This is a genomic window from Nocardia sp. NPDC058518, assembly GCF_042719655.1.
Classification (GTDB): domain Bacteria; phylum Actinomycetota; class Actinomycetes; order Mycobacteriales; family Mycobacteriaceae; genus Nocardia.
On sequence record NZ_JBHXNJ010000004.1, the window covers coordinates 39,928 to 61,179 of the forward strand.

Annotated in this window: 18 protein-coding genes; 12 read left to right on the plus strand and 6 right to left on the minus strand. The window is 67.6% G+C overall.

From position 1 onward, the window contains the following. Positions 1-31: 31 nt before the first annotated feature. Positions 32-832 carry a DUF2786 domain-containing protein gene (locus ACFWPX_RS09250; protein ID WP_378927210.1) on the minus strand — a complete coding sequence of 267 codons (801 nt, stop codon included), beginning with the start codon at positions 830-832 and terminating at the stop codon, positions 32-34. Between the two features lie 197 nt (positions 833-1,029). Between ACFWPX_RS09250 and ACFWPX_RS09255 the strand changes: the two genes are divergently transcribed. The 6 genes from ACFWPX_RS09255 to ACFWPX_RS09280 all read left to right on the plus strand — a co-directional run bounded on the left by ACFWPX_RS09255 (position 1,030) and on the right by ACFWPX_RS09280 (position 7,715). Further along, positions 1,030-2,307, plus strand: a complete 1,278-nt coding sequence (locus tag ACFWPX_RS09255; protein ID WP_378916099.1) for an ABC transporter substrate-binding protein — start codon at positions 1,030-1,032, stop codon at positions 2,305-2,307. A 45-nt stretch (positions 2,308-2,352) separates the two neighbouring features. Beyond that, entirely contained in the window at positions 2,353-3,330 is a 978-nt protein-coding gene (locus ACFWPX_RS09260; RefSeq protein ID WP_378916096.1) for a carbohydrate ABC transporter permease, read from the plus strand. 11 nt (positions 3,331-3,341) lie between these two features. Next, on the plus strand, positions 3,342-4,229 hold the full coding sequence (locus tag ACFWPX_RS09265; RefSeq protein WP_378927007.1) for a carbohydrate ABC transporter permease: 888 nt from the start codon (positions 3,342-3,344) through the stop codon (positions 4,227-4,229). A gap of 97 nt (positions 4,230-4,326) precedes the next feature. Next, positions 4,327-6,651 (plus strand): transglycosylase domain-containing protein, encoded by a 2,325-nt coding sequence (locus ACFWPX_RS09270; RefSeq protein ID WP_378927008.1) that lies wholly within the window; start codon positions 4,327-4,329, stop codon positions 6,649-6,651. A gap of 177 nt (positions 6,652-6,828) precedes the next feature. Beyond that, positions 6,829-7,284, plus strand: a complete 456-nt coding sequence (locus ACFWPX_RS09275; protein WP_378916088.1) for a GyrI-like domain-containing protein — start codon at positions 6,829-6,831, stop codon at positions 7,282-7,284. After that, positions 7,284-7,715, plus strand: a complete 432-nt coding sequence (locus tag ACFWPX_RS09280; RefSeq protein WP_378916085.1) for a GyrI-like domain-containing protein — start codon at positions 7,284-7,286, stop codon at positions 7,713-7,715. Before ACFWPX_RS09275 ends, ACFWPX_RS09280 begins: the two co-directional genes overlap by 1 nt. A 71-nt stretch (positions 7,716-7,786) precedes the next feature. On the opposite strand, the gene ACFWPX_RS09285 is transcribed toward ACFWPX_RS09280, so the two are convergent. Beyond that, on the minus strand, positions 7,787-8,896 hold the full coding sequence (locus ACFWPX_RS09285) for an inositol-3-phosphate synthase (protein ID WP_378916082.1): 1,110 nt from the start codon (positions 8,894-8,896) through the stop codon (positions 7,787-7,789). After that, positions 8,889-9,446, minus strand: a complete 558-nt coding sequence (locus tag ACFWPX_RS09290; RefSeq protein ID WP_266295864.1) for a PadR family transcriptional regulator — start codon at positions 9,444-9,446, stop codon at positions 8,889-8,891. Before ACFWPX_RS09290 ends, ACFWPX_RS09285 begins: the two co-directional genes overlap by 8 nt. Positions 9,447-9,835: 389 nt before the next feature. Here ACFWPX_RS09290 and ACFWPX_RS09295 point away from each other — a divergent pair, with 389 nt between their 5' ends. The 3 genes from ACFWPX_RS09295 (at position 9,836) to ACFWPX_RS09305 (ending at position 15,136) form a co-directional block, all read left to right on the plus strand. Beyond that, positions 9,836-10,252 (plus strand): DUF5318 domain-containing protein, encoded by a 417-nt coding sequence (locus ACFWPX_RS09295; protein WP_378916079.1) that lies wholly within the window; start codon positions 9,836-9,838, stop codon positions 10,250-10,252. Positions 10,253-11,194: 942 nt separating this feature from the next. Continuing rightward, complete coding sequence (locus ACFWPX_RS09300; RefSeq protein WP_378927211.1) at positions 11,195-13,375, plus strand: transglycosylase domain-containing protein; 2,181 nt, start codon at positions 11,195-11,197, stop codon at positions 13,373-13,375. 21 nt (positions 13,376-13,396) lie between these two features. Beyond that, positions 13,397-15,136 carry a glycosyltransferase family 87 protein gene (locus ACFWPX_RS09305; protein ID WP_378927009.1) on the plus strand — a complete coding sequence of 580 codons (1,740 nt, stop codon included), beginning with the start codon at positions 13,397-13,399 and terminating at the stop codon, positions 15,134-15,136. A gap of 14 nt (positions 15,137-15,150) precedes the next feature. On the opposite strand, the gene ACFWPX_RS09310 is transcribed toward ACFWPX_RS09305, so the two are convergent. Next, positions 15,151-16,704, minus strand: coding sequence for a TerD family protein (locus ACFWPX_RS09310; protein WP_378927010.1), 1,554 nt, complete (start codon positions 16,702-16,704; stop codon positions 15,151-15,153). Positions 16,705-16,730: 26 nt separating this feature from the next. Beyond that, the gene (locus ACFWPX_RS09315) at positions 16,731-18,089 is read right to left on the minus strand and encodes a TerD family protein (protein ID WP_378927011.1); all 1,359 of its coding nucleotides are present in this window, start codon (positions 18,087-18,089) and stop codon (positions 16,731-16,733) included. Between the two features lie 204 nt (positions 18,090-18,293). Between ACFWPX_RS09315 and ACFWPX_RS09320 the strand changes: the two genes are divergently transcribed. From ACFWPX_RS09320 to ACFWPX_RS09330, 3 genes are read left to right on the plus strand one after another with little or no spacing between them, the layout of a single operon-like run. Then, positions 18,294-18,917, plus strand: coding sequence for an AIM24 family protein (locus ACFWPX_RS09320; RefSeq protein ID WP_378916068.1), 624 nt, complete (start codon positions 18,294-18,296; stop codon positions 18,915-18,917). A 9-nt stretch (positions 18,918-18,926) separates the two neighbouring features. Next, positions 18,927-19,628 (plus strand): AIM24 family protein, encoded by a 702-nt coding sequence (locus tag ACFWPX_RS09325; RefSeq protein ID WP_378916065.1) that lies wholly within the window; start codon positions 18,927-18,929, stop codon positions 19,626-19,628. A 4-nt stretch (positions 19,629-19,632) separates the two neighbouring features. Beyond that, positions 19,633-20,397 (plus strand): AIM24 family protein, encoded by a 765-nt coding sequence (locus tag ACFWPX_RS09330; RefSeq protein WP_378916062.1) that lies wholly within the window; start codon positions 19,633-19,635, stop codon positions 20,395-20,397. Between the two features lie 45 nt (positions 20,398-20,442). On the opposite strand, the gene ACFWPX_RS09335 is transcribed toward ACFWPX_RS09330, so the two are convergent. Then, positions 20,443-21,237, minus strand: a complete 795-nt coding sequence (locus ACFWPX_RS09335; protein WP_378927213.1) for an HAD family hydrolase — start codon at positions 21,235-21,237, stop codon at positions 20,443-20,445. Between the last annotated feature and the right edge of the window lie 15 nt (positions 21,238-21,252).

Genomic DNA, 21,252 nt, shown 5'->3' on the forward strand with positions numbered 1-21,252 from the left:
GTGGTCGCTATCCGGGGACGGCGCGCAGACATCATCTACCGGTGAGCTTTCCGCGAGCGGCGGGCAGCTCTGGCGAGGTACCCAAACGGGCGGTGCGGCCTGCGCGGTCGCCCGCGCGACGGGCCGCGGCGGAATGACCCGTGGAAGTTTGGGGGCCTCGCCACGTTCCGCGTGCTTCGGAGGTAGCGGTATAGAAGTCGGTGAGCGCGACCTCTTTGTCGCGCAGAGCCAGGGCGGTGCCGGTCGATTCGACGACGGATTCCTCGGCGACGACTTCGGCTTTCACCTCGGCGAGGCGGGCGCCGATCCGGGCGGCGAAAGCCATCTGGAAGTTCAGCCGCGCTGTCACCCCAGCCACCGGCACCTCGACTCGGCGGCGGACGGTGCGGCCGAGCCTCTTCTCGGCGACGACTTTGACGACCGTGGCCGCGCGGTAGGCGCCTGATTTGATGTAGTGATCGGAGGCTCGCACCATTTGAATCAGCAGGCTCGCGTAGAGCGCTTCGCAGGTATCGATGTCGGCGGCGAAGCCGTAGGCGTAGACCTGGGCGGAGGTACGGGCGACATCGCAGCGAACGTCGTTGGCGCCCGCGATCGCGACGAACAGCTGGACGTAGGTGCGCAGGCCCTTTCGGCCCGGTTCGCCGATCGGGATGATCCGCTGCACCGGCGCCGACCTGCGCTCGCGTGACGCGACATGCGAGCGCGCGACGGCGAGATCGATCGAGGACTTCGTCGCCAGCCGCTGGGCCGCGGCGAGGAAGGCTTCGGCCTCGTGGGCGTTGTCGGTGGACTCGGCTTTGCGCAGCAAACCACCGATGCGGGTGAGCATCCGATCGGGCGTCGACGGCGGTGGACTGGTCACGCACTCGAGGGTAGGGCACGGCACCGACAGCGAATCGCAAGCGAACTGACCGGGAAGTAAGCCGAAGAGCAGGACGATCGGACGCGAAGAGCCCTCACCATGTATGTTGCCTGTTGCACCGCACGGTGTGCTGCTGCTCACGTCTTGACCCTGGAGTGTCTGCGATGGCCTTGAAGTTTGTCCCCAGAGCGACGATGGCTGCTGCCTCGATCGCGTTGCTCACCGCAACGTTCGCCAGTGGTTGCTCCAGTGACGACGGTGGCAACGCGCTCGACCAGAACCTGACGGGCCGCGGCCCGATCACCTACGTCGAAGGTAAGGACACCACCGAAACCGGTGTGGTCAAACAGCTCATCGACCGCTGGAACGCCGCGCACCCGAACGAGCAGGTGACGTTCAAGGAGCAGTCGGCCGACGGCACCCAGCAGCACGACGACCTCGCCGAGCACTTCCGTGCCAAGCAGGACGGCTACGACGTCGTCGCCCTCGACGTGAAGGACACCGCCGAGTTCGCCGCGAAGGGCTGGGTCCAGCCGCTCGAGGGCAATTTCGCGATCGACACCGCGCCGCTGCTCGCGCCGACCGTGGCCAGCGCCACCTACAACGGCAAGCTGTACGCGGCACCGAAGAACACCAACGGTGGCCTGCTGTACTACCGCAAGGACCTGGTGCCCAACCCGCCGAAGACCTGGACCGAGATGCTCGGTCAGTGCCAGGTGGCCCGGGACAACAACATCGGTTGCTACGCCGGTCAGCTCGCCCCCTACGAGGGCCTGACCGTGAACACCTCCGAGGTCATCAACGCCTTCGGTGGCAGCTTCGTCGGCGCCGACGGCAAGACCCCGACCGTGAACAGCCCGGAGTCGAAGGCGGGCCTGAAGGTCCTCGTCGACGCCTACAAGAACGGTGACATCCCCAAGGAAGCCATCACGTTCAAGGAAGGCGAGAGCGCGAGCGCGTTCGAGTCGGGCAAGCTGCTGTTCCTGCGCAACTGGCCCTACCTCTACGCCCAGGCCTCCGCCGACGGCTCCGCGGTGAAGGACAAGTTCGGTGTCGCCCCGCTGCCGGGCAACACCGGCGTCGGCGCCTCCACCCTCGGCGGCTACAACGCCGCGATCAGCGCGTTCTCCAAGAACAAGGCCACCGCCGCCGACTTCGTTCGTTACCTGATCAGCGAAGAGGCGCAGCAGATCATCGCCTCCGGCTCGCTGCCCTCGGTGCGCTCCTCGCTCTACGACGACCCGGCCCTGATCGCGAAGATGCCGTACCTGCCCACGCTGAAGGAATCCATCGCCAGCGCCGTGCCGCGTCCGGTGACCCCGTTCTATCCCGCGGTGTCGAAGGCCATCCAGGACAACGCCTATGCTGCCCTCAACGGCACGAAGTCCGTCGACGACGCGGTCGCCGGCATGCAAAAGGGCATCGAGACCGCCGGTTCGTAGCGGTACGCGCAGCGGACCCGACCAGACCGTAGGAGAGTAGTAACGGTGTCGGATCCTTCGGGAGCCAAGCAGCGCGGGCTAGCGCTGGAACTGCGACAATCCGGCAAGGCGTGGCTGTTCGTCGCGCCCGTGCTCGTCGCGCTGGCAGTGGTCATCGGGTATCCGGTGGTCGAGGCGGTCTGGATGTCCTTCTCGAAGGACTCCGGCATCGACCCGGCCACCGGGATGTTCGTCGAGGGCGGCAGTGCCGGATTCAGCAACTACACGCACTGGCTGATGCAGCAGTGCGGGTCGATAATGGGCACGGTGTCGTGCCCCACCGGCACGCTCGGCTCACAGTTCTGGTCGGCCGTCGGGATCACCCTGTTCTTCACCGTGGTGACGGTGTCGCTCGAGGCTCTGCTCGGGCTCGGCATGGCCATGGTGATGGGCAAGACCTTCCGCGGCCGGGCGCTGCTGCGCGCGGCCGTGCTGATCCCGTGGGCGATCCCCACCGCCGTCACAGCGCGGTTGTGGGAGTTCATGTTCCAGTACGACGGTGTCGTGAACCGGGTGCTCGGCACGCACATCCTGTGGACCTCGGACGTGTGGGCGTCGCGGTTCGCGGTGATCGCGGCCGACGTGTGGAAGACCACGCCGTTCATGGCGCTGCTGATTCTCGCTGGGCTGCAGGTGATTCCGGCCGATGTGTACGAGGCCGCCAAGGTCGACGGCGCGTCGGCCTGGCAGCGGTTCCTGCACATCACGCTGCCGCTGCTCAAGCCCGCGCTGCTCGTGGCGGTGTTGTTCCGCACCATGGACGCGCTGCGCATGTACGACCTGCCCGCGATCATGACGCTGGGTAACCCGTCGACCAACACGCTGTCGATCCTGGTGGTCGAGCAGGTGCGCCAAGGTCCCAACAGCGCCGCGGCACTGTCGGTGATCACCTTCCTGCTCGTCTTCGGTATCGCGTTCGTCCTGGTGAAGGTGCTCGGCGCCAACGCTGTTCGCACGCAGGAAGAACAGCGGAAGGCGAACTGATGACCATGTCGATGACGAAAGAACCTGCCGCCGAGCCGAAGACGCTGCCGGCGCAGCCGGTGTCGTGGCGCAAGCGGATCGGCACGGTGCGGCTCTATCTCGGTGTCGCCATCGTGCTGGTGTGGGGCCTGGGCCCGTTCTACTGGATGGCCGTGGTGGCGTTCCGCGACCCGGCCCACACCTTCGACAGCACCCCGTGGCCGACCCACGTGACGCTGGAGAACTTCCGCAACGCCTTCGACACCAGCCGCGGCAACGACTTCGGCAAGGCACTGCTCAACAGCGTGATCATCGGTTCGGTGACCACCGCAGTGGCGCTGCTCCTCGGCGTACTCGCGGCCTACGCGCTGGCCCGGATGACCTTCGCGGGCAAGTACCTGATCTCGGGACTGATCCTGTCGGCGTCGATGTTCCCGGCCGTGGTGCTGGTGACGCCGCTGTTCCAGCTGTTCACCGATATCGGCTGGATCGGCCAGTACCAGGCGATGATCATCCCGAACATCTCCTTCGTGCTGCCGATGACGGTCTACATCCTGGCCTCGTTCTTCGCCGAACTGCCGTGGGAGCTCGAAGAGGCCGCGCGCATCGACGGTGCGAGCAAGTTCCAGGCCTTCCGGTTGATCATGCTGCCGCTGGCCGCGCCCGCGGTGTTCACCACCGCGATCCTGGCGTTCATCGCCTCGATCAACGAGTACCTGCTGGCCAGGTTGCTGTCGGGCGACGACACCAAGCCGGTGACGGTCGCCATCGCGAGTTTCTCGGGCAACGACCCGCTGGTGCAGCCGTACGCGGCCATCATGGCGGCGGGCGTGATCGTCACCGTGCCGCTGGTGATCATGGTGCTGATTTTCCAGCGTCGCATCATCTCCGGTCTCACCGCGGGCGGCGTCAAGAGCTGACCTGCCGGGTTCTGCCGCTACCGCCGGGTAGAGTCGCCTGCACCGATATCGACGTCGGTGCAGGTGAGTTCTTCTGCTCGCTCCGAAAGGAGATGGTGTGGCCTCCCAGCGCGGGCGCGGGCGTTCCGATGAGGACGCGCCGTACACCTCGATTGCCGGGTTCCGCGATCCACTCGCGAAGGAGCAGAAGCCGAGCAAGGGTGCGGCGCGACGAGCTCAGGCGGCGCGCCTGGCCGCCACCGAAGGGCCCCGCGACAAGGGCGCCGCGCGACGGGCACAGGCCGCCCTGCTCGGCACCGACGACCAGCCCTCCGAACGTAAGCCGCGCACCAGGGGCCAGCGCATCCGGCGGCTGCTGCTCGCGTTGTTCGTGATCTTCGTGTGTGTGCCCGCGCTGCTGTTCGTCGCGGTGTACTGGAGTTCGGAGATCCCCGAACCGGCCGAGGTCGCGGTCGAGCAGCCCGCCACCGTGCTGGCCTCCGACGGCACCACGGTTCTGACGAAATTCATTCCGCCACAGGGCAATCGGATACCCATCCCGCTCACCGATGTGCCGTATCCGGTGCGGGACGCCGTGCTGGCGGCCGAAGACCGCACCTTCTATACCAACGCCGGCTACTCGACCAGCGGCTTCCTGCGCGCCGCCCGCGACAATGTGACCGGTCAGGACTACGCGGGCGGCGGCTCGACGATCACCCAGCAGTACGTGAAGAACGCCTTCCTCAGCTCCGAACGCACTGTCACCCGCAAGATGCGGGAGCTGATCATCGCGGCCAAGATGGCGCGGCAGTGGAGCAAGGACGAGATCCTGTCCGCCTACCTCAACACGATCTACTACGGGCGCGGGGCGTACGGGATCGCGGCCGCGTCGAAGGCCTATTTCGACAAGCCGGTGCCGGAGCTGACCCTCGCCGAGGGCGCGGTGCTCGCGGCCGTGATCCGCTCGCCTTCGGTGCTCGACCCGGAGAATCATTTCGATCAGTTGCGAGCACGCTGGCAGTACGTGCTCGACGGGATGGTCGAGATGAGCGTGCTCGCGCCCGGCGACCGTGACGCGACGGTGTTCCCGCCGATCATCCCACTCGACGATGTGCCTGCCGAAGCGACCACGCTCGGACCGGAAGGGCATATCCGCACCCAGGTGCTGCGCGAATTGCGGGCCGCCGGCCTCGACGACGCCGACATCAACACGGGCGCATTGCAGATCACCACCACCATCGATGCCGCGGCGCAGGCGGGCGCGGTCGATTCGGTACGTGAACGGTTCTCGTGGCAGCCGCCGGAACTGCGCTCGGCGGTGGTGTCGATCGATCCGCGCAGCGGGGCCGTGCGCGCCTATTACGGCGGCGAGGACGGGGCCGGGTTCGATTTCGCGCAGGCACCGCTCCAAACAGGTTCCGCGTTCAAGGTTTTCGCGCTCGTCGCCGCCCAACGGCAGGGTATTCCGGTCACGCGGGCGATGGACAGCTCGCCCATCACCGACCGCGGCACCGAGATCACCAACGTCGAAGGCGATTCGTGTGGGCGCTGTTCGCTCGCCGAGGCGCTCAAACGCTCACTGAACACCAGCTTCTACCGGCTCACCATGACGATGGCCGACGGCCCGCGCTCGATCGCCGAGGCCGCGCACCTGGCAGGCATCCCCGAATACATTCCCGGCGTCGACGGCGTCACCCTGGCGGAACCGGACGGCTACCCGCTCAACGGGATCGTGCTCGGGCAGTATCTGGTGCGGCCCATCGACATGGCGTCGGCGTATGCGACGCTGGCCGCCTCCGGGGTCTATCACCGGCCGTACTTCGTGCAGAAGGTGAGCACCGGTGACGGCCGGGTGCTGCTCGACCGCAGCTGGGAAACCGCGACGGGCAAGCGACATTCGGAGCCCGAGCAGCGGATCTCGGCCGAAATCGCCGATGCGACTACGTCGGCGATGCTGCCGATCGCCAACTACTCCAACGGCCACGGGCTCGCCGAGGGCAGACAGTCGGCGAGCAAGACCGGAACCACCCAGCTCGGCGAGACCAAGGACAACAAGGACGCGTGGATGGTCGGGTACACGCCCTCGCTGTCCACCGCGGTGTGGGTGGGCACCGAGCACCCCCAGCCGCTGCGCAACGGTCGCGGTGGGGCCATCTGGGGTTCGGGACTGCCCGCCGACATCTGGAAGCAGTCGATGGACGCCGCACTGGCGGGGACACCGGTCGAACAGTTCGACACACCACCGTTGCCGAGCCCGCCGCTGGTGCCGGTGCCGGGTACCGGGACGGCGCCGACGCAGGGCCGTGGCTTCGACATCTTCGGTCCGCCGACGAACTCGCCGAACAATCCGCCACCGCCGCCGTTGATCATCATTCCGCCCGCACCGAACCCATCGGCCCCCGGTGAGCTTTTCCCCGGGCTCGGTGGTGAAGGGCCGCGATAGATCACGAGTTGGCGCAGCCGGACCCGACTACCCTAGGGACATGGCAACATCGTTGCCCAGAGCGCGAACCGCCCGACCAGGGGTCGACTGATCCCGGCGCGGAACCTGTCGGACCGATACGGGAGGATGTGCGGTCGGTACCGACATGCGACGACACTAGACATAGGGGCTACGCAGGTGGATTTCAATGTCGTTGACCGTCCCGAGACGCTGATCGCGGGCACGGTGCTTCGCAGCCCGGCGCTCGCCGTCGAGGGGCCGCGCCGCGCCAAGGTGGTCGAGGCGTGGGCGAACCTGCGGACGAGAACGTTACCGGGGCCGGTCGCGACGGGCTATGTCGATTTCGCGCCGGAGATCAACTCGTACCTGACCCACATCGTCGGATACGAGTGCAAAACTCTCGCCGACCTACAGGTGGGCGATGTGCTCGGCAAGATTCCGGCGGGCCGCTACGCGCGATTCGTGGCCAGTGGCGACAACCTCGGCGACACCATCGTCGGGCTGTGGCGCCAGGTGTGGGACGCGGAGGCAGCGGGTGAATTCGTGCGCGCCTATACCGGCGATTGCGAGCAGTATCCCGACGAGCGCACGGTCGAGATCTTCGTTTCGCTGACCGATGAGAAGGACAGCTGATGGCCGTGGATTTCGAAATCGTCACCCTCGACGACGGTTTGATCGCGGGTCTCACCGTGCCGCTGGCCGGGCGCGAGGTGACCGCACGCGATCTCGACCTGGTGAATTTCACCTGGGATCGGTATCTCTCGCGGGAGAAGATGGTTCCCCGCGCGGCTGCCTATATCGGGCAGAACGATCATGCGGTGGCCGTGCTCGGCTACGAGGTCGGCGGGCTGGAGGACGTCGACCACGGTGACGTGCTCACCCGCATTCCCGCGGGGCGCTACGCCAAGTTCGTGGTCTCGGACAAGCCCTACGATCTGCTGCGCACCGCATGGGCCCAGGTGATCAAGGCCGAGAACGCGGGCACCATCACTCGCTCGCACACGGCGGAGCTGGAGCGCTACACCGGCCCGACTTCGGTCGAGGTGTACGTCTCCCTGGATTAGAACTCCCTGGATTACAAAGAAAGCCGGTGTCGCACGAAAGTTCGTGCGACACCGGCTTTTTCGTTCAGTGATTAATCGGCACCGATGATGAACGCCTCGAGCTGAGTGCGCGCGACATCGTCGGCGATCTGCTCCGGCGGGGACTTCATCAGGTAGGCAGAGGCCGGGATGACCGGTCCGCCGATGCCGCGGTCCTTGGCGATCTTCGCCGCGCGGACGGCGTCGATGATGATGCCTGCCGAGTTCGGCGAGTCCCACACCTCGAGCTTGTACTCCAGGTTCAGCGGGGCGTCACCGAAGGCGCGACCCTCGAGGCGCACGTAGGCCCACTTGCGGTCGTCGAGCCACTCCACGTAGTCCGAGGGACCGATGTGAACGTTGCGGTCGTGGACCTTGCCCGCGAGCGAACCGGTGAGGTTCGACGTGACGGCCTGGGTCTTGGAGACCTTCTTCGACTCCAGCCGGTCGCGCTCGAGCATGTTCTTGAAGTCCATGTTGCCGCCGACATTGAGCTGGTAGGTGCGATCGAGCACCACGCCGCGGTCTTCGAACAGCTTGGCCATCACACGGTGGGTGATGGTCGCGCCGACCTGGGACTTGATGTCGTCGCCGACGATCGGGACACCGGCATCGGTGAACTTCTTCGCCCAGACCGGGTCGGAGGCGATGAAGACCGGCAGCGCGTTGACGAAGGCGACGTCCGCGTCGATCGCGCACTGCGCGTAGAACTTGTCGGCCTCTTCCGAACCCACCGGCAGGTAGGAGACGAGCACGTCGACCTTGGCATCCTTGAGCGCCTTGACGACGTCGACCGCGGGGGCCTCGGACTGCTCGATGGTCATCGCGTAGTACTTGCCGATGCCGTCGAGGGTCGGGCCACGCAGGACCGTCACATCGGTCGGCGGCACATCGGAGATCTTGATGGTGTTGTTCTCGCTGGCGAAGATGGCCTCGGCCAGGTCGAAGCCGACCTTCTTGGCGTCGACATCGAACGCGGCCACGAACTTCACGTCGCGCACGTGGTAGCTACCGAACTTGACGTGCATGAGGCCGGGAACGACCTGGTTCTCGTCGGCATCCTTGTAGTACTGCACGCCCTGCACCAGCGACGATGCGCAGTTGCCCACACCGACGATCGCGACGCGAACTTCGCCGGACCCAACCTTGTTGACATCACTCATGGCCGCTCTTTCCCTCTTTCTGTGGTGCCGCCTTCGTCGATTGCTCCGCCGCAATCAACTCGTTGAGCCAGCGCACTTCGCGCTCGCTTGATTCCAATCCGAGCTGGTGGAGCTGGCGGGTGTAGCGATCCAGCGAGCCGCTGGCCTTCTTGATCGCTTCCCGCAGACCCTCTCGGCGCTCCTCGACCTGGCGTCGCCTGCCCTCCAGAATTCGCATTCTCGCCTCGGCGGGAGTGCGGCTGAAGAAGGCCAGGTGAACGCCGAAACCGTCATCGGTGTAGTTCTGCGGACCGGTGTCGGCGAGGAGTTCAGAAAACCGTTCCCGCCCAACCGGCGTGAGCCGGTAGACGCGGCGCGCACGGCGCGCGATCGCGCCCTCCGGAAGCTCCTCGGCGATCAACCCGTCGGCCTGCATTCTGCGCAGCGTCGGGTAGAGCGAACCGTAGGAGAAGGCCCGGAACGCTCCGAGCAGGCCCGTCAACCGCTTGCGCAGCTCGTAACCGTGCATGGGCGCGTCGAGGAGCAGGCCGAGAATCGCCAATTCGAGCACTGCCGACCTCACTCCCTGACTATGACGACCTGACAGGCCGAACAGACCTAACCGTGGATGCGAGTTCCAACTATATCGGAGCGATACATCTACGCACAGTCGAATGTGACGCAGGCGTCATCACCGCAGGTCAGCGCAGTGGGGTGAACTGGAGCTTTTTACGGGCGCGTCGGCGTCAAGCATGCTCGACGCCGCTGGGCGATCGATGTCACGTACGCGCGAGACCGGATCGGCGACCCCCGATCGAGGTCTGCCGGACATCCGCGTGCCGCGCGTCGCCTCACCTGCGAAAACACCCGCATCTGCCCCGAAATAGCCGGAGTGGTCAGGGAGATCGGATCAAACGATGCCGTGGGCACGCGTATGCGAACCCCGCTACTCTGGTGATCGTGCGAATTCAGCGGCAGGTGGTGGACTATGCGCTCCGGCGCCGGTCCCTGCTGGCCGATGTCTACGCGGGGCGGGTCGGCGTCGCCGAGGTGTGCGACGCGAATCCGTATCTGCTCCGGGCCGCCAAGTTCCATGGCCGGGGCAGCGAGGCGACCTGCCCGATCTGCCGGAAAGAGCAGCTGACGTTGGTTTCGTGGGTGTTCGGCGATGGGCTCGGCCAAGTGGCCGGGTCGGCGCGGACGCCCGAGGAACTGATTCGGATGGCCGAGGCGAACGAGGAATTCTCGGTGCATGTCGTCGAGGTATGTCGCTCGTGCAGCTGGAACCATCTGGTGCAGTCGTATGTGCTCGGCACGGCTCCCGCCCCCGCCAGGCGACGGACGAGTTCGCGAGCCCGGCGCTCTGCTGCCGAATGATGGCTTGCGCAGCGACGGGGCTGCCCAGTGACGGGCGGCCCGCACAAGTGATGGTGGCCACCGCGTGATGCGCCACTGTTCGGGGTGCACCCTCTCCGCGCCGGTACTCCGGCGCGGATGTTGTGTGCCCGAACCTTACAAGTTATGGAGATCTGGTCAGTGAGTTCGCCCTACGAGTCCTCCCCCCACGGCGATGATCCGCGCGGCGGCCGTCCGGCTCGGGGTGCGCAACCGGGTCTCCCCCCACAGTCGGGTGATCGGCCCGGCGGTCCCCCGCCGCGTCGGCCGATGCCGCCCGCGGGCCCGCGCCCGCAGGGTGCGCCCGGTGGTCCCGCGCAGGGTGGGCGTCCGCAGGGTGGTCCGGTGCCTGGAGGGCGTGGTCCGCAGGGGCCGCCGCCGAATCGTCAGCAGGGTCCGCCGCCCGGTGGGATGCCGCCGCGCCGGCCTGGTCCGCCCCCGCAGCGTCCGGGTGGACCGCAGGGTGGGCCGGCTCCGCAGGGTGCGCCCGGTCAGGGCAGGCCGCCGCAGGGCAGGCCCGTGCAGCCGGGCCGTCCCGGCACGCCCGCTGCCGGTGCCACCCAGAAGTTGCCGCGTCCCGGCGGCCCCGACGAGTCGACCGTGCGTTCGGGTCAGACCGGTGCAGGCAGGACCGTGCGCGGTGCGAACGAAGACGTAGCGCGGACAGCCCGCGCGGGCGGTGCCGCCGCGGCCGCACGGGCCGGTGCGGGGCGACGCCCCGGTGGCCCCACGTCCGGTGAACGTCGCGCCACCGTGGGTGGCCCGAGCACCGGTGAACGTCGTGCCGCGGGTGTGGGTGGCACACCGCCGCCGACCGGTCCGCGCAGCCGCCGCGCCGGCGGCGGGGGCGACGACGGCTCGGGTAGTGCTGGTGCGGTGAAGAAATCGCCATGGCGGATCGTTCGCCGGACGCTCTATGTCCTGATGGCCCTTGCCATCGTCGTGCCGAGCGCGGTGTTCCTGGTCGCCTACACGGCGGTATCGGTGCCGAAGCCGGGCGATCTGGAGACCAACCAGGTAGCGACGATCTTCGCCAGCGACGGCACCACCGAGATCAGCAAGGTGGTTCCGCCGCAGGGCAACCGCACCGAGGTCTCGATCGATCAGATCCCGCCGCACGTGCGCAATGCCGTGATCGCCGCCGAGGACCGCGACTTCTACACCAACCCCGGCTTCTCGGTCTCGGGCTTCGCCCGCGCCGCCCGCGACAACATCCTCGGCAAGGAAAGCGCCGGTGGTGGTTCCACGATCACCCAGCAGTACGTGAAGAACGCGCTGGTCGGTGACGAGCGGTCGATGACGCGCAAGATGCACGAGCTGGTGATCTCGGCCAAGATGGCGCGGCAGTGGAGCAAGGAAGACATCCTCGCCGCCTACCTGAACACCATCTACTTCGGTCGTGGCGCGTACGGCATCGACGCCGCGTCCAAGTCCTACTTCGGCAAGCCGGTGCAGGAGCTGACCGTGGCCGAGGGCGCTGTCCTCGCCGCCACGATCCAGCTGCCCTCGATGCTGGATCCGGAGAAGAACCCCGAGGGCGCGAGGACGCGCTGGAACTACGTGCTCGACGGCATGGTCGCGGAGAACAACCTGCCCGCGACGGAGCGTCAGGGGATGCAGTACCCGCAGGTGGTCTCGCTGGAATCGCTGGGCGACAAGAACAACGACGAGGGCCCGTCCGGCCTGGTGAAGAACCAGGTGCTCCAAGAGCTCTCGACCGCCGGCATCAGCGAGCAGCAGCTGAACACCGAAGGCCTGCAGATCACCACCACGATCGACCAGAAGGCGCAGGACGCCGCGATCAAGGCCGCGCAGGGCAAGCTCGAAGGCGAGCCGGAGAACCTGCGCACCGCGGTGGTCTCGGTCGACCCGCGCACCGGTGCGGTCCGCGCCTACTACGGCGGTAGCGACGGTCAGGGCTTTGACTTCGCCAATGCCGGTCTGCCGACGGGTTCTTCGTTCAAGGTGATCGGCCTTGCCGCGAATCTCGAACAGGGCGTTCCGCTTTCGCAGCTCTACGACAGTGGACCGATCACCGTCAACGGCATCAAGATCGGCAATGTCGAGGGCGAGGGCTGCGGCATGTGCACCATCGCCGAGGCACTCAAGCGTTCGCTGAACACCAGCTTCTACCGCATGCAGCTGGACATGCAGAACGGGCCGCAGAAGATCGCCGATATGGGCCACAAGCTCGGTATCGCGAAGGAGCTGCCCGGTGTCGGCGAGACGCTGACCGAGCCCGGCGGCGTGGGCCCCAACAACGGCATCGTGCTCGGCCAGTACCAGTCGCGGCCGCTCGACATGGCCTCGGCGTATGCCACTCTGGCGGCGTCTGGCGTCTACCACGCGCCGCACTTCGTGCAGAAGGTCGTGACCGCCGACGGGCAGGTGCTGCTCGACCGCGGCGAGCCCGCCGGTGAGCAGCGGGTGAGCGCGGCCGTGGCCGACAACGTCACCGCGGCGATGAAGCCGATCGCGGCGTACTCGCGCAACCACAACCTGGCCGGTGGCCGGGAGTCCGCGTCCAAGACCGGCACCCACCAGCTCGGCGACACCGGCAACAACCGTGACGCCTGGATGGTCGGGTACACCCCGTCGCTGTCGACCGCGGTCTGGGTCGGCACCGAGCAGGGCGACCCGCTCAAGAACTACGGCGGCGGCAGCATCTACGGTTCCGGTCTGCCTTCCGACATCTGGAAGGCGACGATGGACGGCGCGCTGTCGGGCACGTCGAACGAGTCGTTCCCCAAGCCCACCCCGATCAAGGGCCAGGCCGGTGTCCCGGAATGGTCGGCGCCCTACACCGCGCCGTCCACCACCGCTCCGGCGATCGTGCCGCCGGTGATCGTGCCCTCGCAGGTCGAGATCCTGCCCGGCATCCGGATTCCGGTGCCGGGGGTGCAGCAGCCCGCGGTGCCGCAGTCGCAGCAGTCGCCTGCTGAGACCGGTGCGGGCCCGCTGCCCGGTCAGCCGACGGCAGGCCCGGATGGCTCGCCCGCGACGCCGGGAAATGGCAACGGCGGGTCGACCAGACCGACCAACGGTGCCTCGGGCAACGACAACGAGAGCAGCGGCGCGGGAACCACGCCGACCCGATCCCGGTAGCCACCGGTAGCCTCGGATGTCGTGACCGATCAGCAACTCGCGGACCAGCCGGCGTCGAGTGGTACCCGGCCGGGCCGCGAGGTGGGGTACGTGGCGCCCGCCCGGCTGGCACCCGACCTGCGCTCGATCGATGCGCGGGACCGGCCCAGCCGCAACGATTCACTGACCGCGCAGCTCTCCACCGTGATCGGCGGCCCGGTCGGCGATCACGCGCTGATCGGGCGGGTGCGGTTCTGGACGCCGCTGCGGGTGCTGTTCGCCTTCACGGTGATATTCCTGGCCCTGGGCTGGACCGCCAAGGCCGGCTGCATCCAGCAGACCAGCGACGGCGAGGGTGGCCTGATGCTGGACTGGAACAACGGCCGCCAGTACGTGGCCATGTGCTACTCCGACACGGTGCCGCTCTACGGCGCCGAACGGCTCAACGAGGGCGCGTTCCCGTACAAGAAATCCTGGACCGAATCGACGCCCGACGGTGGCACCGAGACCAGATACATGGAGTATCCGGTGCTTTCGGGCCTATACCAGTACGCGGCGATGCAGATCGGCAATGTCTGGGATCACCTGCCGCTGCCCGGTGCGCTGTCGGTGGTGGTGTACTTCAACGTTGTCGCACTCGGCCTTTCGGTCGGGTGGCTGATCACGGTGTGGGCGTCGTCGCGATTAGCCGGGCGCCGGGTTTGGGACGCTGCGTTGATCGCGGTGTCGCCGTTGGTGATCGTGCACATGTTCACCAACTTCGATGCTCTCGCAACGGCTTTCGCGGCGACGGGGCTGTTGGCGTGGGCGCGGCGTAAGCCGGTGCTCGCGGGCGTTCTGCTCGGACTCGGCGGGGCGGCGAAGTTGTATCCGCTGTTGCTGCTCGGGCCGATCGTGGTGCTGTGCATGCGGATCGACCCGATGCAGCGTCAGCCCGCCGCACGGGCCGGGCTGCGGTTGCGCGATGTCGACAGCCTCGAAAGCGCCCGCACCTGGTTGCGTGAGACACCGGCGAGGACACACCTTTTCGCATTGCGCCCGCTCGGCGCGGCCACCCTCACCGTGCTCGCCGCCGCGGGAACATGGGCTGCGGTGAACCTCCCGATCGCGGCGCTGTACCCCGAGGGCTGGCGAGAGTTCTTCCGGCTCAACACCACTCGGCACGCCGACCCCGACTCGATCTACAACGTGATCACCTCGTTCACCGGCTGGGCGGGCTTCGACGGCCCGATCGGGCACGGCGAGCCGCCGACCATCCTGAACACGGTCTCGCTGCTGGCCTTCGTCGCCGCCTGCGCGGGCATCGCCTACCTCGCGCTCACCGCGCCACGGCGCCCACGCCTGACCCAGCTGTGCTTCCTTGTCGTCGCGGCCTTCCTGCTGACGAACAAGGTGTGGAGCCCGCAGTACTCGCTGTGGCTGGTGCCGCTGGCAGTACTCGCGCTGCCGCATCGGCGAATCCTGCTGGCCTGGATGACGATCGACGCACTCGTCTGGGTACCGCGGATGTACTACTACCTCGGCGAGGACAACAAGGGCCTGCCGGAACAGTGGTTCACCGGCACCGTCGTCCTGCGCGACCTGGCGGTACTCGGATTATGCGCACTGATCGTCTACGAGATCCTGCGCCCCCAGAACGACGTGGTCCGCCGCGACTTCGTCGACGACCCCGCAGGCGGCGTCCTCGACCGAGCCCTAGACCCACTACTCCCCTGGCTCCCGGAATTCCTGCGCCCGAGGCAGGCAACGATCAGCTCCCGACCCGTGTCGGTGCTGAACTGACCGGAACCCCGGTTCTACATTCGTAAGTAGCGGGCCTGGAGTTCGGGCTCGGCGGGGAGCATGTCGAGGTCGAGTTCCCAGGCGTTGCCTGTCCAGGGGTCGAAGAGCGGGGTGCCGGGCATGGTGGGCAGGTGTCTGCACGACTGGGCCAGCAGGTCCACCGGGCCGTCGCCGAATTCGCCGCTACCGCTGCCGACTATGACCAGGGACAGGCCGATCAGGTCGCCGCGGACCATCAGCTGGCCCAGGCGCACTACATCGCTGCCCTGGTAGCCGTGGGGGAAGTCGGCGGCGACGAGGATGCGGTGTTCGGTCGGGGGTACGGCTTGTCCACTGTTGTAGGCGATTTCGGCGAGTTCGGCCGCGTGGGCGAGCTCGGCGAGGCGGGCGGAGATGTCGCCGTGGTCGGCGATCACCGGGCCCGCCAAGAGGGGGGCGAGGGGGGCGGCGAGGGTGCGCAGGCCGCCGGTGAGGTCGATCAGGTCGACCTTGGTCGGCTTGTCGGGGATCGCGGCGACGAGGCGGGCCACCAGCGCGCCGATCACGCGTGCGGCCGCGCCGGTGGATTCGGTGTCGACCCACAGCGGCCGATTCAGCGGCACCGGAACGCAATACGGCACGCGAAGGCCGCCGCGGTCGAGCGCGTAGAGCTCGCCGAGGCGGATGCCGTCGCTGCGGGCGGCGCGGGTGGTCCATGCGGGAGCGAGCCAGGAGGCCAGCGCGGCGGGCATGGAAGCGTCGGCCTCGGCGATCTCGTGGCCGAGCTGGTCGCTGTCGCGACGGTGGTCGGCGTCGGCGAGGGCCACCAGATCGTCGTGGCGACGTTGCGCTTGGGCGCGAGCCGCGTCGGCGGCGGGGGTATTACGGGTCGCCGGGTTCGAAACCGCTTCGGAGAGTTCCTGATCCAGGCGTTTGGTCGCGTAGTCGCGGGCCGAGACGAGCGCGGCGGCCGAGCGGGCGGCGTCTTCGAAGATCATCCACATGCGTTGCAGGCCGTGGTCGACCTCGAGCGGAATGCCCGATGTGGGTACGGGTCGCGCGACCGTCTCGGTGGGGGCGCTCGGCGGTGCCAGTGGTGCGGGCTGCCACGCCTGCGCCGGTGCGGGCTCGGGCGCGGTCACGCCGTGCGCGGTGAGCAATTGTGCCGCGCCGCCCGCGTAACCCTGACCGAGCGCCCGCAACTTCCAGCCACCACCGCGCCGGTACACCTCGAGGCAGATCAGCGCGCTCTCACCGGACGTGGGCGCGATGACGAATTCAGCAGCCGGACTGCCGTTTTCGTACAGCACGGCGGTGACGGTGCCCAGCGTCTGCCCGCCGACGACGAACAGCAGCACAGCATGCGCGTCGGACCTGATCTGCGACAGCGTGAGATCCACCGCCGCCCCGGCGAAGCTCACGCCAGGTGCCGCGGGCCGCGACGCGCACACGTGATCGTGCACGTCGCGAACCCGCAGATCCTCGCCGACCACCAGCGCCCCGAGTTCGACGGCGCCTGCGGTCTGCGCGGTGAAGCGCACGGAATCAGCGGTCAGAGCAGTGTTCTGCCCCGCCTTCAGGTGAATCACGGTGTCTGCCCTGCTCTGTCGCGGTTTTAGTTGCCGCCGAGGAATCGGCCCAGTTGGGGCACCGCTTCGCCGGGGTGCTTGGCGTTGAAGCCCTCGCCGAGCGCCTGCATCTTCCAGTCGCCGCCGACGCGGTACACCTTCGCCATCGCCATCGCGGTGAACGGCATGCCGCCCGCGAGGGTGTAGCGCGCCAGCTCGGCGTTGGTGGTGCCGTCGATCAGGCGGCTGAACGCGTTCTGCACCTGCTCGAAGGAGTGACCCTTGTAGGAGGTGACGATGAACAGCAGCGTGCTGATGTGCGCCGGGATCCTGGTCAGGTCGACGAGGATCATCTCGTCGTCGCCCTCGCCCTCGCCGGTGAGGTTGTCACCCTGGTGGCGCACCGAACCGTCCTTCGACGACAGCTGGCCGTAGTAGGCCACGTCGACGAGGTTCTGGTCGGCGAACAGGCAGACCGAGGCGTCGAGGTCGATGTCGACGGTGCGGTTGCCGAACATCCCGCGCGTGCGCACCGGGTCCCAGCCGAGGCCCATCTTCACGAAGGTCAGCGCGGCGCCGCCCTCCTTGCGCAGCGTCACCCGCTGGCCCTTTTGCAGGCTGACCGGGCGATCCTTGCTCAAACTGATCTCGGCGGGCGGCTGCTGCGGCGCCGGTGGCGCACCCTGCGCGGGCGGTGGGAAGCCCTGTCCGGGCGGCGGCGGGTAGCCACCACCGGGCGGCTGCTGGGCCGGGCCGGGCGGGGGCGGATAGCCACCACCGGGCGGGGCGTAGGCGGGCGCGGGCTGCTGCGGGTAGCTGGGCGCGGATTGCGCCGGGTACGCGGGCGGGGCCTGCTGCGGCGGGGGCGGCGGCGCCTGCTGCGGGGCGGCCTGCGCGGGCGAATCATCAACCTGCACACCGTGATCGGTGACCAGTGCCGCGAAACCACCGGCGTAGCCCTGGCCGACAGCGCGCACCTTCCAGCTGCCCTGACGGCGGTACAGCTCGAGCGCGATCACGATCGACTCGGCGTCGAGACCATCGATCTGGTAGCTGAACAGCTGGTTGCCCGATGCGTCGGAGACGATGGCGGTGGGCGGGGCGAAGCGGCCGAAACTGCTGTTCGCATCGTCGAGGGTGATCACCGCGCGGATCTGATCGATGTCGGCGGGTACCGCGGGCAGCGAAATAGCAAGCGAGGCAGGCTGACCCGCCGGCCCGGGGCGCAGATCGACACCCGGCCCACTCGGCTGGTTGTAGAAGACGAAATCAGCGTCGGTGCGGACCTTGCCCTGCTCGGTCACGAGGAGAGCGGACAGGTCGGCCGGTGCGGTGACCTGGAGCGAGATCACCACGTCACTGACGGCCACCGGGCCGTTCTGGCCCTTGGCGAGTGTTGCAGACAAGTTCGACCCTTCGCTTGTCGTTGTGGGGTGTCGACGAGACTCGCCTGCCACTCTACGAGAAACCGGGCGCACGCGTCCGGGCGTTGTGCCGCGGGCACACATTGTCCGGCGTCGCGGGCGGAGTTTCGCCTGATCGGTTAGGGTGACGACGCAGTCGGACGGCGGCGGTTCGCCGCCTATTCAGAGGGGACAGCGGAGCCTGTCATGGCGCAATTGTTCGAACAGTCGAAGAAGGTGATCGAGGCGCAGCTCGCGGGGACGAGCATCCGCGCGATCGCAGGCTCGATGGTGGCCTACGAAGGCAATGTGCAGTTCAAATCGGCCGGGTTCGGCGGCGGCGAGGGCGTGCTCAACGGCCTCAAGCGCCGCGCCACCGGCGAGAAACTGTCACTGATGGAGTGCAACGGCAACGGGCGCGTGTTCTTGGCGGTGAACGGCCAGAACGTCACCGTGGTGAACCTGAACAACGAGACACTGCAGGTGGAGTCGCAGCAACTGCTGGCCTTCGCGGGCAATCTGCGCACCGATGTGCGGTTCGCCGGGGTCGGCGGGATGTCGGCGGGCAGCGGGCTGTTCACCACCACGGTCAGCGGTCAGGGGCAGGTGGCGCTGCTGTCGGCCGGTGGGCCGCTGATTCACCTCGAGGTGACGCCGCAGTATCCGCTGATCGTGGATCCCGACGCGTTCGTCGCTTCGCGCGGAAATCTCAACCAGTCGTTCGTCACCGATGTCTCGTGGCGGACGATGGTCGGCCAGGATGCGGGCGAGGCGTTCTCGCTGCGGTTCGACGGCCAGGGTGTCGTGCTGATCCAGCCGGCGGAACGGTAGGGGCAGGCGATGTTCGAGAAGGTCAACAGCAAGGTCGTGAAGGTAAACGTCGGGCAGGCGGGCGGCGTCGTCGCCCGCTCCGGCGCGATGCTGTTCTACACGGGTCAGGTGGCGTTCGCGCCGCATCAGATTCCCGGCGCCGGTCAGGGCATGGGCGGTGGTGGTTTGATGCGGATGGCCGGGCAGATGATGGCCGGTGAGCACGAGCGAACCATGCTGGCGCAGGGCAACGGCGAAGTCCATTACGGATTCGCCGGGCTCGAAGTGCACGTGGTGCAGATGCAGCCGGGCGCGGTGATGCGAGCCGAGGCTTCGCGACTGCTCGCGCAGTCGGCCGGATTGCAGGCTTCCGTGGTGTCCGTGGCCAGTTCGGGTGGCGGCGGCGGTGGTGGTGGCGGTTTGATGGGCGCGCTGCGCGGTGCCGCGGCGGGCGTAGCGACCGGCACGGGCATGTTCACCACGCAGCTCAGTGGTCAGGGTTCGGCGGTACTGCTCGCGCACGGTGGATTCCTGGAACTCCAGGTGGGCGGACCGAATCCGGTCGTTGTCGACCCGCAGGCGTTCGTCGCCGCGTACGGCAATGTGCAGACCGAACTGAAATCCGCGATGAGCTGGCGCGACGCGGTGGGCCGCGGCGCCGGCGAGGCGATGCAATTGCATTGCCACGGACAGGGTGTGGTGTACGTGCAGGCCTCCGAAGAGAAGTTGTGAACCGATGAGCGAAATCCTCTCGCCGATGAATCTCGGTGCCAGCGACAACATTCCGGGTAACAGCTACGCCTACTGCATCGACCTGACCGGGCCGTGGTTCATGCGCAAGGGCGCGATGATCGCCTACTACGGCCAGATCGAGTTCCAGATGCTCACGCACGGGCTGCAGGGCGGCCTGATGCACATGGTGAGCAGCCAGTTCTCGGCGCCGCTGTTCGCGGGCGACTACGTGGTGGCGCAGGGCCACGGCAAGCTGATCATCGGCGACCGCGGTTACGACATCAATTCCTATGACCTCGAAGAAGGCAACCTCACCATCCGTGGTGCGAATCTGCTGGCCTTCGAACCGGGACTGGCGCTCAAGCAGTCGATCGTGCCCGGGTTCCTCACGCTGATCGGCACCGGTAAGTTCCTCGCGTCCTCCAACGGGCCGGTGATGTTCGCCGAGCCGCCCCTGCGCGTCGACCCCGAATCCCTTGTCGGCTGGGCCGATTGCCCTTCGCCCAGTCACCACTACGACCAGGGCTGGATCGGCAGCTTCCTCGCGGCGGGCGCGGCCAGGATGGGCGCCAACTCCGGCGAGGAGCGTCAGTTCGACTTCACCGGCGCGGGCACTGTGCTGATTCAGTCGACCGAGAAGATCATGAGCGACAACGCGCTGGTCCGCACCATCGAGGGCCAGCTCCAGAGCGGTGTCACGGTCGGTGGTCTACAGCGTATTCAAGGTGTGATCGCTCAGCAGCTGGCTGGTCAGCCGCAGCAGTACTGAACGCGTCGAACCCGGGTGCCGTCGCGGCACCCGGGTTTTCGCCGGCTAACCGACCGGCACAGTGCGCTGCTGCGCGGTATGGAACCAATCGAGGATTTCCTCGCCTGCCAGGATTCCCGCTGCCGTGGTGATCGTGAGGTTGGGCGCGGTGAAGTTCAGTTCTTCCAGTTCGCCGTGGCGCGGGCGGATCGCGGCATCGGCCGCCTTCAGCATTTCGGCGTCCAGTGCGCCGTCACCCGCGGTGAACAGGGTTGCCCCGGTGGCCAGGTCGCCGGATTCGGTCAGCCTTCGGCGAACTTCGGCGACGGCGAGACTCTTGCAGACGGCGTCGGGCATGGTGTAAATCTTGCGGCCCTGCTGGGACGCCGACCAGCCGTTGGCGCGGCACCAGGTATCCCATTCGGCGAGGAAACCGGCGGGGACCCGGTCGGGGAGGACAACCAGGTAGCAGAACAGCTCGTCGGCCTCGCGGTACTTGGTGACCCAGGAATCGTCTGTGCGCGAACGTAATTCGGCACCGACATCGGCGAGAGTGGCGCCGGACGCATTGACCTGGTCGTCGATGGCGACGCGCCAGGCCGGGTCGGGAATGCCGTCGACGAGGATGTTGCCACCGTTGCTGGTGATGGCGTAGCGCCAGGGGGCACCAGGAAGGGTGATGCGCTGGAACTGTTCGATCGTGCGGGTGGTCGTGGGGATCACCGGGGCGATGTCGGCGAGTTCGCGCAGGGCGGCGACGGCGGTGGTGGTCATGTAGGAGAGGGGTTCGCCCTCGTAGTACTCGACACACTCCTTCGCAACGGCTTCGGCACCACCGAAGCCGTTGCGGGAGAAGATCATCGTGCGATCCAGATC

What these genes read in the sequence shown, in the direction of transcription:
- ACFWPX_RS09250 (WP_378927210.1), bottom strand. Translation starts at nt 832, where the DNA reads ATGCTCACCCGCATCGGTGGTTTGCTGCGCAAAGCCGAGTCCACCGAC.
- ACFWPX_RS09255 (WP_378916099.1), top strand. Translation starts at nt 1,030, where the DNA reads ATGGCCTTGAAGTTTGTCCCCAGAGCGACGATGGCTGCTGCCTCGATC.
- ACFWPX_RS09265 (WP_378927007.1), top strand. Translation starts at nt 3,342, where the DNA reads ATGACGAAAGAACCTGCCGCCGAGCCGAAGACGCTGCCGGCGCAGCCG.
- ACFWPX_RS09280 (WP_378916085.1), top strand. Translation starts at nt 7,284, where the DNA reads ATGGCCGTGGATTTCGAAATCGTCACCCTCGACGACGGTTTGATCGCG.
- ACFWPX_RS09285 (WP_378916082.1), bottom strand. Translation starts at nt 8,896, where the DNA reads ATGAGTGATGTCAACAAGGTTGGGTCCGGCGAAGTTCGCGTCGCGATC.
- ACFWPX_RS09300 (WP_378927211.1), top strand. Translation starts at nt 11,195, where the DNA reads ATGGCCCTTGCCATCGTCGTGCCGAGCGCGGTGTTCCTGGTCGCCTAC.
- ACFWPX_RS09320 (WP_378916068.1), top strand. Translation starts at nt 18,294, where the DNA reads ATGGCGCAATTGTTCGAACAGTCGAAGAAGGTGATCGAGGCGCAGCTC.
- ACFWPX_RS09325 (WP_378916065.1), top strand. Translation starts at nt 18,927, where the DNA reads ATGTTCGAGAAGGTCAACAGCAAGGTCGTGAAGGTAAACGTCGGGCAG.
- ACFWPX_RS09330 (WP_378916062.1), top strand. Translation starts at nt 19,633, where the DNA reads ATGAGCGAAATCCTCTCGCCGATGAATCTCGGTGCCAGCGACAACATT.
- ACFWPX_RS09335 (WP_378927213.1), bottom strand. Translation starts at nt 21,237, where the DNA reads ATGATCTTCTCCCGCAACGGCTTCGGTGGTGCCGAAGCCGTTGCGAAG.